General features: G+C 42.3%; 16 protein-coding genes and 1 pseudogene. 8 read left to right on the top strand and 9 right to left on the bottom strand.

The window, feature by feature from the left end:
• Positions 1-16 precede the first annotated feature (16 nt).
• On the top strand, positions 17-484 hold the full coding sequence (locus tag DPF90_RS03025) for a tellurite resistance TerB family protein (protein WP_114784569.1): 468 nt from the start codon (positions 17-19) through the stop codon (positions 482-484).
• A 54-nt stretch (positions 485-538) separates the two neighbouring features.
• Here DPF90_RS03025 and DPF90_RS03020 read toward each other — a convergent pair whose 3' ends face one another.
• On the bottom strand, positions 539-1,405 hold the full coding sequence (locus DPF90_RS03020; RefSeq protein WP_162813987.1) for an N-acetylmuramoyl-L-alanine amidase: 867 nt from the start codon (positions 1,403-1,405) through the stop codon (positions 539-541).
• Positions 1,406-1,658: 253 nt separating this feature from the next.
• Between DPF90_RS03020 and DPF90_RS03015 the strand changes: the two genes are divergently transcribed.
• Both DPF90_RS03015 and DPF90_RS03010 read left to right on the top strand, forming a co-directional pair.
• On the top strand, positions 1,659-2,768 hold the full coding sequence (locus tag DPF90_RS03015) for an FAD-dependent monooxygenase (RefSeq protein ID WP_114784565.1): 1,110 nt from the start codon (positions 1,659-1,661) through the stop codon (positions 2,766-2,768).
• Between the two features lie 220 nt (positions 2,769-2,988).
• A complete protein-coding gene (locus DPF90_RS03010; RefSeq protein ID WP_114784563.1) occupies positions 2,989-3,336 on the top strand; it encodes a HopJ type III effector protein in 348 nt (115 codons plus the stop codon).
• A 229-nt stretch (positions 3,337-3,565) separates the two neighbouring features.
• On the opposite strand, the gene DPF90_RS03005 is transcribed toward DPF90_RS03010, so the two are convergent.
• The 3 genes from DPF90_RS03005 to DPF90_RS02995 all read right to left on the bottom strand — a co-directional run bounded on the left by DPF90_RS03005 (position 3,566) and on the right by DPF90_RS02995 (position 5,801).
• Entirely contained in the window at positions 3,566-4,720 is a 1,155-nt protein-coding gene (locus DPF90_RS03005) for a protein kinase family protein (RefSeq protein ID WP_162813986.1), read from the bottom strand.
• A 389-nt stretch (positions 4,721-5,109) separates the two neighbouring features.
• Complete coding sequence (locus DPF90_RS03000; protein WP_162813985.1) at positions 5,110-5,445, bottom strand: response regulator; 336 nt, start codon at positions 5,443-5,445, stop codon at positions 5,110-5,112.
• A gap of 50 nt (positions 5,446-5,495) precedes the next feature.
• Positions 5,496-5,801 carry a hypothetical protein gene (locus DPF90_RS02995; RefSeq protein WP_114784823.1) on the bottom strand — a complete coding sequence of 102 codons (306 nt, stop codon included), beginning with the start codon at positions 5,799-5,801 and terminating at the stop codon, positions 5,496-5,498.
• Between the two features lie 446 nt (positions 5,802-6,247).
• On the opposite strand from DPF90_RS02995, the gene DPF90_RS02990 reads away from it, so the two are divergent.
• Entirely contained in the window at positions 6,248-6,586 is a 339-nt protein-coding gene (locus DPF90_RS02990; protein WP_205395154.1) for a hypothetical protein, read from the top strand.
• A 71-nt stretch (positions 6,587-6,657) separates the two neighbouring features.
• Positions 6,658-7,257 carry a thiol:disulfide interchange protein DsbA/DsbL gene (locus tag DPF90_RS02985; protein ID WP_114784555.1) on the top strand — a complete coding sequence of 200 codons (600 nt, stop codon included), beginning with the start codon at positions 6,658-6,660 and terminating at the stop codon, positions 7,255-7,257.
• A gap of 60 nt (positions 7,258-7,317) precedes the next feature.
• Here the strand turns inward: DPF90_RS02985 and DPF90_RS02980 are convergent, their stop codons facing one another.
• Positions 7,318-8,106 carry a hypothetical protein gene (locus DPF90_RS02980; protein WP_114784553.1) on the bottom strand — a complete coding sequence of 263 codons (789 nt, stop codon included), beginning with the start codon at positions 8,104-8,106 and terminating at the stop codon, positions 7,318-7,320.
• A gap of 181 nt (positions 8,107-8,287) precedes the next feature.
• Here DPF90_RS02980 and DPF90_RS02975 point away from each other — a divergent pair.
• Positions 8,288-8,975 (top strand): annotated as a pseudogene (locus DPF90_RS02975) (DNA-3-methyladenine glycosylase I).
• A gap of 5 nt (positions 8,976-8,980) precedes the next feature.
• On the opposite strand, the gene ohrR reads toward DPF90_RS02975, so the two are convergent.
• Both ohrR and metE read right to left on the bottom strand, forming a co-directional pair.
• Entirely contained in the window at positions 8,981-9,439 is a 459-nt protein-coding gene (ohrR, locus tag DPF90_RS02970) for a transcriptional regulator OhrR (RefSeq protein WP_114784551.1), read from the bottom strand.
• Between the two features lie 126 nt (positions 9,440-9,565).
• Positions 9,566-11,848: a 5-methyltetrahydropteroyltriglutamate--homocysteine S-methyltransferase gene (metE, locus tag DPF90_RS02965; RefSeq protein WP_114784549.1), complete on the bottom strand. Its 2,283-nt coding sequence runs from the start codon at positions 11,846-11,848 to the stop codon at positions 9,566-9,568.
• Between the two features lie 319 nt (positions 11,849-12,167).
• On the opposite strand from metE, the gene DPF90_RS02960 reads away from it, so the two are divergent.
• On the top strand, positions 12,168-13,079 hold the full coding sequence (locus DPF90_RS02960; protein ID WP_114784547.1) for a LysR substrate-binding domain-containing protein: 912 nt from the start codon (positions 12,168-12,170) through the stop codon (positions 13,077-13,079).
• Between the two features lie 28 nt (positions 13,080-13,107).
• On the opposite strand, the gene DPF90_RS02955 is transcribed toward DPF90_RS02960, so the two are convergent.
• Together DPF90_RS02955 and DPF90_RS02950 are read right to left on the bottom strand one after the other, a co-directional pair.
• Positions 13,108-13,308: a DUF4250 domain-containing protein gene (locus DPF90_RS02955; RefSeq protein WP_114784545.1), complete on the bottom strand. Its 201-nt coding sequence runs from the start codon at positions 13,306-13,308 to the stop codon at positions 13,108-13,110.
• A gap of 72 nt (positions 13,309-13,380) precedes the next feature.
• The gene (locus DPF90_RS02950; protein WP_114784543.1) at positions 13,381-14,061 is read right to left on the bottom strand and encodes a hypothetical protein; all 681 of its coding nucleotides are present in this window, start codon (positions 14,059-14,061) and stop codon (positions 13,381-13,383) included.
• 223 nt (positions 14,062-14,284) lie between these two features.
• Between DPF90_RS02950 and DPF90_RS02945 the strand changes: the two genes are divergently transcribed.
• Positions 14,285-16,516 carry a YgiQ family radical SAM protein gene (locus DPF90_RS02945; RefSeq protein WP_114784540.1) on the top strand — a complete coding sequence of 744 codons (2,232 nt, stop codon included), beginning with the start codon at positions 14,285-14,287 and terminating at the stop codon, positions 16,514-16,516.
• Position 16,517 lies beyond the last annotated feature (1 nt).

Genomic DNA, 16,517 nt, shown 5'->3' with positions numbered 1-16,517 from the left:
TTTCGAGGCAGATAACATGTTGAATTCCATATCGGCGCTTTTTAAGCAGTTAGTCGAGGGAAATGACCTCAGCAAACATGACAGTGCGGACCCAAATCTAGCAATGGCATGCTTGCTGTGTGAAGTTGCCAATGCTGACCATAAAACGGATGAGGCGGAAACTCAGGCTAAAAATACCTTACTTGCTCGTTTGCTGGATACGAGTAGTGAAGAGGCCGCAGAACTTATAGCACGTGCGCAAGCTAAAAGCCGTCAATCCGCATCACTCTACGAATTTACTTCTCAGCTGAGGGAATTAAGCCAAGCAGCACGTTTTGATCTGATTAAATCGATGTGGGAAGTCGCCAATGCCGATGGTGAAATAGACCCGCTAGAAGACGCCGTCATTCGCAAAACTGCTGAGCTTATTTATGTCGACCACAGCGAATTTATTCGCGCAAAACTGCAAGTCCTAGAAAACCAAAAGCCCTCACCCAAAAACTAACAAAACTCAATGAACCCCAAATGCTGGCTTTGGGGTTCAATAGACAAGTCAAAATCAGTAAGCACTTTCTCGCTCAAGCAACATAAAACCATCCATCTCTGAGCTGATTTCAAGGTAGTGCTCCTGCTCATATTTATTGAGTAGTGCGAGAATCGCCGCCATGCTCTCAGGAGTCACTTCACCACTGATTAACCAGGGTGTAAAGTGCGTTTGAAATGCTTTAATCACATCGGTTTTGTTCTCATCCGTTACTTGGAGATATCCGTAATACTCGATAGCTCTATAGAAAATGTCCGGATTGACAGGTTGGGATACAAGCTTGCTGTATTCTCTCAAGTAATCATCACTGTTATACCATGCCCCATAACCTTTGCTGTAGACGTACTGCCAAGGAAACTTAGGTCCAGGATCGCTTTTTCTCGTTGGCGCAATATCCTGATGAGCGACAACGTTTACAGGCTGAATATCAGGATAAGTCTGATAAATTTTATCCAGCACCTTAATCAAATTTTCTATCAATTTTGGTGGGTAATCAGGATACAAACACGTCATGGTCTGAGTCGGGGTTCCTGGATTTTCCAAACGATGACAATCCACCTCGTAGACTAATTCAATGCCGACTGACGTGTCATTAAGACCACTCCTTCCGCGCCAAAAACTTTTCCCTGCGTGCCATGCGCGCTGGTTAAGTTCAGCAAGCTGATAGATGCTTTTTTCAGTGACCACAAAGTGGGCGCTGACATTGGCTTCAGGGCTACTAAAAAGCTTGAGCGTTTTTTCTTCTGTCTCTTGGGTGTAATGGATAACAATAGACTGAACCCTATCATTTTTATTCGGTGTCTCCAAACTAACAAATGATGAGCAAGCAGACACACTCATCAGGCCCGTTAGGCAAGCCGTTCTCGTTATTAGTTTACGCATTGATTTTTTTGCCATCATTTCTTTTTACTCATCGGGCCAGGTTCATTCACCCATCTATGAATTACAACCCTTACTTATAGTCGATTCGCCTATCAAACTCTATAAAAAGTATAAATATCATTAAACAAATCAACACACATTCTCTTAGAGATTAACTTTGCATCAAATAACAGTAAAATACGATTTTTCACTACCCGTTGATTACCCTTCCTGTTACCGTAAAACCAATATTAGTCACTTTTGGTAGTATGAAATGGATAAAAAGTCTCTGAATGTAGCCATCGTGGGAGCGGGTCTCAATGGGCTTGCCTTAGCCCTATCTCTGCGTATGTTTGGTATTGAGGCTAGCGTTTATGAAAAGTCTGATAAACCGCGCATTGATGGGACTGGTATCATCATGTGGCCGGAAGGTATGCAAGTTCTTGCTTCACTAACCGACGCCGCCAAAGTAAAGCGCATTGGTAATACGGTCGATCTTCTCACTACCGCGACGTTTAATGCTGAAGTGCTAAACCAGCTTTCAATGCAACAAGTCAACGGCAAAGTAAATGCAGATGTTGGTCTATTCCACCGCCGCGACCTTTACCAGCTGTTACTCGACGCCTATGGCGAAGAGAACATAATCACAGGGCAACATTGTACCGTTGAAGATGACACCATACTTGTTAACGGTGAACCATTGGTTGCGGACGTTATTGTCGGTGTCGATGGGGTATTTTCTCAGGTAAGAAAATTTGTTGATTCTAATGTCATTCTTCGCCAACCTGGCGTGTATTGTTGCCGAGGCATGGTTGATTACCACAGTCCTTCGCTGAGCGATGAAGAATGTTATGTATTTGCTGGAATGCAATCACGCATTGTGACCTACACCTATAATCGTGAAACACAAGGCAAGTACTGGTTTGCAGCCTGCAAAATGGAATCTGGTGAAACATTAGACAAACAAAAAATACTCGAACACTTTGCTCACTACTCGCCTTATCTACTAGACATGATTGCCCAAACACCTGACGAGCAAATTATTCCCTCATCTCTGGTCGATATCGCCCCATTTGAACAATGGTCACGCGAGAATGCCGTACTGCTTGGTGATTCGTGCTGCGCCGTTTTACCCACCATGGGCATCGGCTTTAGTCTTGGTATCGAGAACGCCTTTATTCTCGCCCAAAGCTTAGCATCGAACTTTTTTGATATTCCGAAAGCGTTCGAACGTTACCAGCATAGAGCACAGAAACGCTCCCATGATTTGCAAAACATTACTCACCGCCTCAGTGAACTAACTTATACAGAGGCATTCAATCCAGAAGAAGTTGCTGAGCTCTACCAGCGCTTTACCCAAGTCAACAGTCAGTCACCGTTTTAAATAACTAAAGCACACTTGGTGGCAGCAATACACTCAAACACCCTGTGTGCTTTATTGTCTTCACATCAGACCGCTTCTTTGCTGCTAATAAAAGAACCCTATTCAGCTTAACTCGCTCACCCATAGGCCCATATATGGTTCTTTTCACCATTTATAAGCTAACTTTCTTTTTGCCTAGTGATATAGTAGTTAGTCTATTCAACTGTAAGGAAAGAGATAAATGGACAAGTTTCTAAAGCGACTGGCTAGCACACCCAACGAGGTTATGTTTGAACAGTCAATACAGGTGATCGACGAACACTTTGACTTTCACCCAGTCAGCTTTGTAAACGGAGAAACTCAAAATCAAGCGGGGCAAAACAATGGCTCTTGTAAGATCTTTGCCTTCGCACAACTGCAAGGCTTAGATGAATCATCAACCTTGGCTTGTTTCGGCGAGTTCTATCGTGACGATGTGTTAAATAATCCAAATGGCACCGATCACGCTAACATACGTAATTTTATCCAACACGGCTGGGCTGGCATTCACTTTGATGGTGTTGCATTGATTGCAAAGGAATCCATTTAAGCAAACTCAGTTAAGCCTGTGCATTATAACAAAAATCACCAGGCGCTTAATTAAAAGAAAGTCTGGTGATTAGTGAATGCTTCGAAGGTATATAATGAGCTTAAAGTCTCTGTGGCTAACGCGGGCACGGACTCTTTATCCTTTCTCAATCAGAATGAGTCGACAACCATTGAAGTCACCTTTGGTTAGCTCGAGCATATCTGATTATCTTTCGACAACCCTGAAATAATCAAGCCAAATCACTCTTTTCTACTGAATCCCAGTCAATCATGTCAAAAACTGCGACTGGTTTAGTTTGAGTCCCCGGACACTTAAGCAACTGTTCAGCATTGTCTCGCCATGTAGGCAAAACATTCTCTTGAATCCATACTTTTGCGCGCCCCAAAGCTTGCTCCCCCATTCCGAATAATGGTATTGAAGCGTCTTCGTCAGCTCTATTATTCTCATCAAAAAAAGACCCTGTCGTAGCCTCAATTATCGACTTAAGCACCGCGTAATTATCATGATTTCGACTCGCATGGTCTTTATTATCACCAAACCCAATATCGTTCAGCAGATGTTGAGTAACATAGTATGGTGAACATACTATGCCTTCATCTCTTGTGTTGTAGCCTGGTGCAATAAGGTTCTCAACATCAATATGCCTGACTATTTTATCGTCGAATGTTAGATTCTCAGGTTTAATGTCGTGGAAATAAATAGATTTGTCGTGCAAGTTTTTTAGGTCACTTAACAACGTTTTAAATGCAAGAATCTTCACAGATTTACCTTCATCGATGAGAGAGGCGACTTCCCTTCCACCATTTTGTGCAATCATGGTCGTAGGATTGACGTACTGAGCCTTACATATGGATTCGTAACCTTGCAAAGTACTATTGGCTAATTGGTTGTAGCTTCGCTGGTTAAGATTTTCATCTAATCTGTGAATATGAAGTTGAACAAATTGGTCATCTCTTCGTACAAGCTGCTTAAAGCCACCCTTTCCTCCTTTCTGGAAGTTATCTGGCGTTCGGCTAAGAAACTGGCCTTTCTGATCATAGAAATAACTTCTACTTGCTTTTGAATTAGTTAATGTCTTAATACCAAGCTCATTCCCCGCCTTAGCTTCTTTTCTTTGCTTATATGCTTTGAATGTCTCTCCAATTAAGTTAGCGGCATGTTTTTCTTGATTGATTTTGTTGAGTGAGCGAGATGCATTGGCCTCTAATTTAATATTTTTTATCGGCTTTTCTAGCTGACCATTGAATTTACGAATAAGATATCGAACGCTAGGGACATCACCCTGGTTAATAAAAACGTTAGAGCATTTTTTGATAGTTATACTTCTCGTTATGTCTTGAAATTGAGGCACTCTGGCTGCCATAGATGTCGATGTTATTTTCATACTGAGATCGTGATTAAGTTTTTGGTGACAACAATTATTACTATAAAACTATCAATGCCCACGCGACTTTTCATGAGTTTTAATGCCAATCTCTACCGCATAAATAAACGCAAATTGGAATATTTTGTCACTTTTAGAACAAATCACATCTCTAGCCAAGATCTTTCATCCTGTTTAAAACTCCGCCCTGCCGCCCATAACACACCACATAATCTTTATTTGGATAAATTCTGCTAGCCCAAAAATGACAAGTCTTTGGCGAAGGAGAAGAGAACGGTTTAGGGCACATACTTAAGAGCTCAAACAATTAGCGACAAAGGTGGGTTATATAAAGTGCTTTGGATCCTCAGATGGTTGTTATGGAACAACTTTCAATGATGACCATCTAGCTAACCAGCCTTTTGAATGTACTCGACTCCATGGGTATGCTGATTGATGACTCTAATTGAGTCGTCACCATGGCTGATCACCTCTCCTGTCGTAGCGTACTTGGGAATCGACCGCCAGTGTTCGTTGTTGTCTAATATTTCAAGTAATTCGACGCCATCTAACACTGGCATTTTTAAATCGGTCAGAATAAGGTCAAACTGGGCTTGGTCCATTTTATTTAACGCATCGGCACCATTTTGCGCGGTTGTAATCTTACACCCCAATGCAGAGAGGAGAGCGGTCAAAGATTCTCCGACCGCCACATCATCATCCACAAGCAAGAGTAAATAAATCACATAAGTATTGGTATACAAATCTACAAGACTAAACGTTTTTTGTTCGCGCTTTATTTTAAAAGCGCTGAGCATTCTTCGTAAGAAGGGCTATCTCCTCTTTGAATGCCCCATAACTGCTTTGCAGCATAATAAGAAAAGCTGGTATCTGCAGAAGCTCTCTTCTGTCTCTCATGTTTTTTTTCCACATGAATGGCTTTCATTTCTTGAGCTTGGGCACCAGATATCTTTCTTGAAGTCGCACAGATACTGGCGAGCCCTTCATAAGCATAGGCATTAACTTCTGACATATTAATGCCCGCTAGCCCGTTAGAGGTGTACAACACACTGCAAGTTACAATCAGCACCTTCAGACGCATAAACACCATTTCCACCTCGTAAGCATAATCGTCACATACAGCCATTAACTTGACGTTATTAATGGCTACCAGCGATACGTTATTAGTGCTCAATACACGACAAACACACCTATAGTGACCGAAAGATTAATAGATATAAATGTAAGTGTAGTTGCTATCTGAAAGAGCGATTAATATTTAGAAGAACAAACCGACTTAGGCGTTGGCAGGATTGAGACACAGCGTAACAAGCAGCGCTGAGAACTCAACCCTGCTTCACCCCTCAATCAATAGTGTGTATTAATTTTTGTAAGATAGTTTAAATCAAACATTAGAAGTAGGTTTTATGTTATTGATTAATATAAATAGATCAATCAGCGATTATAGCGACTCAACTTTCTTTTCACCATTTATCATTGAGGCCAAATGCGGTAAGCTAGTTTTTCGGCCATTGGGGATAGTTGAACTTGCTGACTCGATTTTCATCATATATAGTTGCGCTTTTTTGCTTCACATTTATCAGTGTCAGCGTCGCTTTTGCTTCTCAGCCCACTCAAGAAGCTTTGGTCATAGTGCCAGATAGTTCGCTTACCCATGAAATAAAATGCCCCGCCGAAAATCAAAGTCACAGCAAAACCAATGCAGCACACCACTGCTGCGCAGCCTTTTGTGCTCTAAAAGAGCCCTATCTCACTGAGCTCAAATTGACAGATACTCGTCAAAGTTCTCTCGCTTTAATCAGACCAGACAAATCAGAAAAAGCGGTGGCCCGTATACAAACCTTGTTTCGACCTCCTATTGCTTAGTTCTTAATCATTTACTCATTTATTACCGACTACAATAGTCGGAGTCATTTGTATTTATTAGGAATTATTTGATGAAAAAGTTATTTGCTTTACTTACAACCGCTATTATTTCGCTCAGTACTCAGGCAGCAAAGTTTGATGAAGGCACATATTATGAAGTGCTAAAAACAGAAAAATCAGCCACACCAAAAGTGACCGAGTTTTTCTCTTTCTACTGCCCACATTGTTACAACTTCGAACCAGTTATCAATCAAGTGAAAACTTCACTTCCCAAAGATGCGCAGTTTGAAAAGGTTCATGTCGCGTTTATGGGTAAAGACATGGCTATTCCTATGGCTAAATCCTATGCCACTATGGTAACTCTTGGGGTCGAAGATAGTATGGTACCAGCGATGTTTAAACAAATTCATCAGCTGCGCAGCGCACCAAAAAATGAAAAGGCTCTGCGACAAATCTTTCTAGATAATGGAGTAGATGCGAAAAAATTTGATGCGACTTATAACAGCTTTGTGGTTAGCTCGATGCAGAAAAACTTCGATAAGCAGTTTGAGAAAAGTACCTTAACTGGCGTTCCCGGTGTTCTGGTCAACGACAAGTACATAGTCAAATCAGAAAAAATTAAATCAATGGAAGAATACAGCCAGCTGATTAACTACCTACTGACATTGTAAAGATAACCGAAAACAAAATAAGGTCAACGTACAACCCGTTGGCCTTCATTGCTACACTTATCAAACTCTCCAGTCTTCAATACTCATATAATTAGAATCAAACCCTTGTGTCATCGAGCTAAGCTGAAACATTGAAATACCTGTCAATCTGAAACCGAATGAAAATCTGTGAGTGTTAGACAGAACACAGTGCCAAAGGCGAAATCCATCGACCTGCACATTTCCGCAATAAAATGCTCTAATATTCCAACCTTTTTTGTCCCATGAGGTATATATTCTCCCGTCCGCATCTACATAACGAAAGAAAGATTTTTGGTCTTCCGGCGTATAAACAAAATAAATTCTGACAGGTGCTAAGGACGCGCTTTCATTAGTGTGCCATGACATCATTCCATCATCAGGAGGATAAATAAATGAGCCTGAGTTTTCGATTAACTCTATATCTGGAAACGCCATGGATAGAGTAGATTCTATCAAAGACACTGCTGGATGATTAACTAGGTGGTAGAGATGGTTATGGTTGCTCAATACAACGTCTTTACTCTTCATAGCCAAGGCAGACTTCAAACAATCTTCTTGTGTGTACCAAGAGTAAGGACGCAGCTTAGGCTGTTTATTATCCACGGCATTTTTGATGATATATGGTGTATCGCCTAATTTTTTCGTAACACTTCTATTGAACTGCTTAAGTTTGTCACGGCTCCAACCTTGCATGTCCACGACCTGCACCGAGCCACGACCTCGAAGTAAGTCGACATGGATTGAATCAAATGCCACCGCCAACTCATTCATAGTCTTTGCGTCGAAATAACCCTCTCCTAAATGTAAATAATAAGGTTCCTTTTGCATCAAATCTCCCTTAGTATCAATGAGATTGTAGTAAAGAAACCCTTAAGCTAGTTGGGCTAATTGGGTCAATCTTCAGTACTAGAATCAAAGCTTGTATAAGTCATTTTAGCAGCGGCTAGCAAAGAAGATCGTTCCTTTGCATACATAGAAAACTCGTATTTCCTAATCGGAGAAAGTAGCATTGTCACTAGAAAAATTTGCAGATATTTATCATAGAGCGAGTGAACGCAAAGGTGGAAAACAACAGCTTGAATCCATGCTTTCAAGCCCACTGAGTCAGCAGCAAATCGCTAACATTGCTAATGATCGCTGGCTGGCGGCTTTCAGTATGAAGGTTTTTCAAAGTGGCATCTCATGGAGTGTGGTGAGAAAAAAGTGGCCGCATTTTGAAGAGGTTTTCTTTGGTTTTTGAGGTTGAACCTTTACTTATGCTCTCTGAAGAGCAATGGGACAAAAAAGCATCCGATAAACGTATTATTCGCCATCAGGCCAAAGTAAAATCAATCTGTGAAAATGCCCAAATGATCCATGAAGTGACACTAAAACATGGTTCATTTGGTAAGATGGTCGCCAAATGGCCAAGCGACGAAATCACTGAACTATGGCTCTTTCTTAAAAAACATGGCTGTCGACTAGGTGGTAATACTGGCCCCTACAGCCTCCGTCAAATGGGCATCGACACCTTTATTTTATCTGGCGATGTTGAATCTTATCTAAGAAGCTATCAAATTATTGAGGGCGGAAAAGACACTAAACGCTCTCTCAAAGCGATAAACCAAGCCTTTGCACAATGGCAGCAAGAGAGTGGCCGTAGTCTAACTCAAATTAGTCAGATCATCGCTTTCAGCCTTGGGGATAACCAGGTTTAACCGTATTAGGTGAGGTTAGAAAGGACTTTATCGCACAAGCGTCTGAGAGAAATTAACTCATCGGCATCGAGATTGATTTTGCACAACATATTGCTCGGGACAGATTTGGCTTGTTCTTTAAGTGCTCGACCTTGGTCAGTTAGGTTGAGTACTCGTACCCTCTCGTCTTCTTCACTTCTTCCTCTTGCGACAAAACCCTTAGCTTCTAGGCGTTTGAGTAATGGCGTTAAAGTTCCAGAATCAAGATGTAACCGACTGCCTAAATCTTTAACACTGGCCCCATCTTTCTCCCACAACAGCATCATGACCAGATATTGCGAATAGGTAAGATCTAAGCTCTCTAATAAAGGTCGATAAGCTCTGGTCACTGAGTTAGCTGCGCTATAGAGAGGAAAGCAAATCTGCTCACTTAAAAGAAGCATGGATTTATCTGAGGTCGGTTTAGGTTTGTTGGGTGTGTTCATCGTCTATTTTCATTGTGCACAACATGGTTGCATTATAACTAATTTTTGACGGCTGGTGGCAAACTTATGTGAGTTATAGCCAATAATGCCGACCAAAGTAGTCGGCATTTTTACCTTCACTCAGTTTTATGAATATTCAGCACGCAGCTTTTTAGCTGCAGACACCATGTTATTCAGTGAAGCTTCCGTTTCAGCCCAGTTTCTCGTTTTTAAACCACAATCAGGGTTTACCCATAAGCGTTTAGCTGGGATTTTCTCCGCTGCTTTGTTAATCAAGCCTTCAATCCATTCTTTACTGGGGATATTTGGAGAGTGGATATCATAAACGCCTGGGCCAATCTCATTAGGATAATTAAACTCCTCAAACGCTTTGAGTAGTTCCATATTCGACCTCGACGTTTCTATGGTTATCACATCAGCGTCCAAAGCTGCCACAGAATCAATAATTTCGTTAAATTCGGAGTAACACATATGAGTATGGATTTGGGTTTCTGAGCTTGCTCCTGCCGCAGAGATTTTAAAGGCGTCGACTGCCCAATCAAGGTATTCAGAATGGGCACGCTTTTTCAGTGGCAGACCTTCGCGAAATGCGGGTTCATCGATTTGAATAATATTGATCCCCGCCGCTTGTAAGTCTGATACTTCATCTCGAAGCGCCAGCGCTAACTGATTAGCGATCTCTTTACGGCTGATATCTTCCCTAGGGAATGTCCAACATAAAATGGTCACTGGACCAGTAAGCATGCCCTTCATTTTCTTGGACGTCAGTGACTGAGCATACTTTGACCATTCAACGGTAATTGGTTTTTCTCTTTCGATATCTGCAACCACAATCGCTGGCTTTACACATCGAGAGCCATAACTTTGCACCCAGCCAAATTGCGTAGTCTGGAAACCAGCCAAGTTTTCTGCAAAGTACTCCACCATATCATTTCGCTCAGCTTCACCATGAACCAAGACATCGAGATCCAAGGCTTCTTGACGCAGTACCGCTTCTTTTATGTGACCTTGTAACGCGACATTATAGTCCGATTCGGACAATTTCCCGGTACGATAAGCACTACGTTGTATCCGGATCTCACTCGTTTGTGGAAACGATCCTATTGTGGTCGTCGGAAACAAAGGTAAATCCAGCGCTTTACTTTGGGCAAGCGCACGCTCCTCATAAGGAGCACTTCGCCGAGCAAAAGCTTTGGTTATTTGATTAAGACGCTCTTGAACTTCTGGTTTATTAACATGCGTTGCGTCTCTACGAGACTTTACTGGCACACTGTAGCTGTGACAAGCTTCAATCGCTTGTTGGTCGCCATCAAGCGCTTTAGCTAATAGAGCCACCTCAGAGACCTTTTGTTTTGCAAAAGCAAACCAACTACGCACCTCTTCAGATAGTGCGGATTCCAAGTCAAGATCCACAGGGGAGTGAAGTAATGAGCATGAACTTGCAACCCATAGGCGATCGCCTAATTTGTTTTTGATGGGCTTTAATCGCTCTAGCTGAGCGGCAAGATCTGCGCGCCATACATTTCGGCCATTCACCACTCCAGCAGAAAGCACCCACTGCTGGGGAAGTTTAGACACAAGCTGATCGAGCTGCTTAGGAGCCGCAGAGAGATCCACGTGCAAACCATCAACATCGAGTTCCACAACGTTATCAAGTGAATCTTCTAATGAATCAAAATAGGTGGTCAAAAGTACTTTCACATCGCAACGGAGGACTTGGTAAGCAAGCTTGAATGATTTTAACCATGGTGTCTCAAGCTCTAAAGATAAAATCGGTTCGTCTATTTGAACCCACTCAACGCCTTGCGCAGCAAATTTAGACAATATGGTTTGATAAGCAGTAAGAATGCGTGGTAGCAAACTCAAACGATCGAATCCGTCCTCAACTTCCTTCCCTAAGTAGAGGTAACTTATAGGGCCAAGCAAAACAGGTTTAACCTTATGACCTGCTTTAGTTGCTTCACTCACTTCTTCAAATAGCTGAGGCCAACTGACTTCAAACGTATCTTCTTGACTAAATTCAGGAACAATATAGTGGTAATTGGTGTTAAACCATTTGGTCATATCCGAGGCTGCTGCGCCTTTCTCACCCTCTTTTTGTTGGGAGCGTCCTCGCCCAACTCGAAACAAAGTATCCAAGTCAGGAAACCCAGTTTGGTGCCGCTTTGGGACGTGGCCAAGCAGCAAGGTGGTGGTTAATACATGGTCATACCAAGCAAAGTCCCCAGCAGTGACATAACTGAGTTCAGCATCAGACTGTGTTTGCCAATTCTTATGCCTCAGTTCAGAACCTACCGCTTTTAAAGCCGCTTGATCAATGTCGCCACGCCAATACTTTTCAAGCGCAAATTTAAGTTCACGTTGCTCACCTATTCTTGGATAACCTAATATATGCGTTGTTGTCACCATCTTACTCGTCCTTTTATATTTGAAGTTTTTAAACGGGTGAGATTGTTTACAAAGCTCAATCTCATTCATCATCACCCTTGGGGTTTTGTATAGAACACCTAAAGGCGTCTAGATGGCTAAACTATCTCGTCAAAGTAGCAAAGTGACAATCTCCAATTATTCAACTTGTTTATGAAAAAAATTCATGTGTAACACAGCTCGTTCAATTCAGGGATAAACACGCAAATGCAAATAAATAGACGTCTAGATGTTTACACATCTTTTTTTAAAGCGTAGATTAGTTATATTCACACAAAACTCGCGTAACTGAAGAAAGCTAATGATAGAGTTTAAGCATCTGAAAACAATTGTAACTTTGAGAGATACAGGCTCACTCACTGCAACGGCGACAGCATTACACCTGACACAGTCAGCACTCTCTCATCAGATAAAAGATCTTGAGGCAAGACTCGGGGGACAGCTCTTTTTACGCAAAACTCGCCCAGTTAAGTTTACTTCTGAAGGCAAGATTCTACTCGACTTAGCTGACCAAATTCTGCCTCGGTTAGCCAAAGCAGAAAATGATTTGGCCGGTTTGAAAGAAGATGTCAATGGACGATTACATATGGCCATTGAATGTCATTCTTGTTTTCAATGGCTAATGCCAGCTCTTAGGGATTACCAGCAAACGTGGCCAAGCGTGACGCTAGACTTTTCATCAGGCTTTGGTTTTGAACCCCTTCCAGCATTACTCAGTGGGGAGTTGGATTTAGTCATAACTTCAGATATCCAACCCCGCTCGGAAGTCCACTACGAGCCTTTGTTCGATTTTGAAATGCGCCTTATCACCGCAGTAAATCACCCAATAGCAAATAAAAACTGTGTTCAAGCTGACGATCTAAAACAAGAAACTATGCTCTCTTATCCTGTGCAAAAGAATCGCCTTGATGTGGTCAAACACTTCCTCCAACCAGCAGGAGTAGAACCGGCTAAATGGAAACAAGCCGATAACACGTTAATGCTGGTGCAAATGGTATCCGCAGGACTTGGTGTTGCAGCCCTGCCTAACTGGGCGATTCACGAGTTTTCTCGTCAAGGGTTGATCAGCAGCTTACCGCTTGGCAAAGGGCTATGGCGCCGTTTATTCGCTGCCACTCGTCAATGTGAAAAAGATAAACGTTATTTACAGGCGTTTTACAGCACTGCAAAGCAGCAATCTAAAAACCACTTGGAAGGGATCAAACCTGTTTAGCCATAATGTATAGCGGTCTTTGGTTGGTTTATCTGTCGAACGACTTAAATTGATTAGTCAAAGGGTCATAGTGATAGCCTAAACTGTCTAACTTGTCAGTCACAGTATCGGTATCCATCTCATACATAACTATCAACTCTTCAAAGCTATTGCATTCAAGCCTTAGCTTTTCGTTAACAATACCAAGCAAGATATTGCTATCCAATCTAGCGACATTACTTAGGTCCATAACAACGCCCCAACACTACTCCTATTCCTGTAAGCTTAGCGTCAAATGGGCAAAATAAGAAATAGGCATCAGCTACAAGACAATAAACTGCTCAATGAAACTCATAGACACCAGCATAGTAATAAACGCCACCCAAAGCTGAATTTTATGCACTGTTTTCGAGAGCAAAATATGCCAACACCAGATCAGAACCGCGGTAATCATTAATGCGAAGCCACTTAGCAACATATTAGTATGTTCAGCCAATAGATTTGGATCTATCTGAGCACTTTTGGCCAGTACAACAATGCTCAATAGCATAGCTGAAACTATACCTGTAACTGGCAAGATACGGTGAAAGGCCTGTAAGCGTGTTTTAGCAATAGTGAGAAGGAGATGAGAAAATAAAGCGCCAAGCAAAAATATCTCTATGACCTTCAAGGCGGAGCCAGCAATACTGGGCTGCTCGCTAATCACTATGCCGACATAGGCAAAAGCAAGACCATTGGCGAGGTACATCAGCCAAAGAGGTCCTTGCACACGCGTTTTTTTGGTTTGAACTTGCGAGTAAAAGTACAGGATGGCGAATACCAGCATTATCGCTTCAATTTTTAGCGATGCTACCGCAAGCCATAGAAGCGCTACAACTGGTAAAACTTTATGAATTCGCCCTCTTTGCCCAGGACAAATATCCCCTTTAACCAAAATAAGAGTTAATACTAATTGGGCACCTAAAAGCATAGGAGCAAGAAGGGATAATAGTTGCTGAATCATCACTGCGAGAATCGTCGGTATAATATCTTGGTGCGAATAGTAGCAAAACTATAGTGCTTTCGGCTACTGGTGTCACCTTTAGGCAAAAGCAAAATAAAACTTTACATTTATCCTATGAACTAAAACTTCAACCTTCTCGGCACTTTGCGTAACAGGCTTGCTAGGGTAGATACACAACGAACAAGTCGCTATAATTCGCGCTCCTTGAAGTAGAGACAATAATATGTACGCTAAGACCACTCCTATTCATGAATACAAAAAATACTGGGCTGAATGCTACGGTACCGCTCCGTTTCTCCCAACAAGCCGCAAAGAAATGGATGCATTAGGATGGGATAGCTGCGACATTATTATCATTACAGGTGATGCTTACGTTGACCACCCAAGTTTTGGTATGGCGATTATCGGTCGATTGTTAGAGGCTCAAGGTTTCAGGGTTGGTATCATAGCGCAACCAGAATGGCACGACAAAGAAGCATTTACAAAGCTTGGCCAACCAAACCTATTTTTTGGCATCACTGCAGGCAATATGGACTCAATGATCAACCGCTACACGGCAGATCGAAAGTTACGTCATGATGATGCCTATACTCCAAACAATGAAGGCGGAAAGCGACCAGATCGAGCGACTCTTGTTTATTCTCAACGTTGCCGCGAAGCTTATAAAGGCGTTCCAATTGTACTTGGTGGTATTGAAGCAAGTCTGAGAAGGCTAGCTCACTATGATTACTGGTCAGATAAAGTGCGCCGTTCTATTTTGTTCGATGCCAAAGCCGATATTCTTTTATTTGGCAATGCCGAACGAGCATTAGTTGAAGTAGCCCATAGGCTCGCTGATGGTGAGGATATCGCCAGCATGACCAATATACGTGGTACAGTTGTAAACTTAGCTTCAGAGCCTGACGGCTATAAGATTATCGACTCTTCTCGGATTGAAAAACCACGTAAAGAAGCCTTTATTCCGCCCAACCCTTATGCTGTTGAAGAAAAATGTGATATCAAAGCCAAGGATAAAGACGAGCAAGCAAAGCCAATCACAATTCGCCCCTCACGTCACGATGCTGCGACAACCGCGGTACGTATCCCGAACTTCGAGAAATTGAATAACGATCGTATCCTTTATGCCCATGCAAGTCGTATTATGCATTTAGAAACCAACCCTTATTCGGGCCGTGCCTTGATACAACGTCATGGTGATCGCGAGTTGTGGGTCAATCAGGCTCCGATTCCTCTCTCTATTGAAGAAATGGATTATGTGTTTGGATTGCCTTATGCGAGAGTACCTCACCCTCAATATGGGAAAGCAAAAATTCCTGCCTATGACATGATCAAAACGTCCGTTAACATCATGCGTGGCTGTTTCGGTGGCTGTTCGTTTTGTTCAATTACTGAACATGAGGGCCGTATAATACAAAACCGCTCTCAAGAGTCGATTCTAAATGAGCTGGAAGAAATCCGAGACAAGGTCCCGGGCTTTACCGGTACCATTTCTGATCTCGGCGGCCCGACTGCTAATATGTACCGTTTAGGCTGCAGTGATCCTAAAGCAGAGGCGAATTGTCGACGCCCATCTTGTGTCTTCCCAGGAATTTGTAACAAGCTCAATACAGATCACAAACATACCATAGACCTGTATCGCGCCGCTCGTAAGGTCAAAGGCGTTAAAAAAGTCATGATAGCATCAGGTGTTCGCTACGACTTAGCTATTGAGTCACCTGAATATGTCAAAGAACTAGTTACCCATCATGTGGGCGGCTATCTAAAGATCGCTCCAGAACATACCGAAAAAGGGCCGCTTAACTTAATGATGAAACCAGGAATGGGGACATATGATAAGTTCAAAGAAATGTTCGAAAAGTACAGTGCTGAAGCCGGAAAGAAGCAGTATCTGATCCCTTATTTCATTTCCGCACACCCCGGCACAGAAGACGAAGATATGCTTAACCTAGCTTTGTGGCTTAAGAAGAATAACTTCGAATGCGATCAGGTACAGAACTTCTACCCTTCTCCTATGTGTAATGCAACCTCTATGTATTATTCAGAAACTAACCCACTCAAACGCGTAAAGTATAAACAACGCGAGGAAGTGCCTGTAGCCAAAGGAGAACGACAACGCCGATTGCACAAAGCATTACTGCGCTACCATGATCCAGCGAACTGGCCAATCATACGTGAAGCGTTAATCAAGATGGGCAAAAAACATCTGATTGGAGATAAGCCGAGTTGTCTGGTACCAGAAGAAGATGTGCAAACCTTAACACCCGCACAACGTAGAAAGTCTGGCCGTCATGGTGCAAACCGGTTTGCGACTAAACACACCAAAAGTCAGCCTGGATTTGAAAAAATGCATGGTAAAGGGGCTAAGCCTAAAGGTAAATTTGGTTCTGGAAACAAGAATAGCTCCAATAATTGTCAGAATGATAGTAATACGAAGCGCAACAAGAAAAGAAGATAAG

The organism is Vibrio tetraodonis (assembly GCF_003350295.1).
Taxonomy (GTDB): Bacteria; Pseudomonadota; Gammaproteobacteria; order Enterobacterales; family Vibrionaceae; genus Vibrio; species Vibrio tetraodonis.
This window is presented reverse-complemented; position numbering and strand designations above follow the sequence as displayed.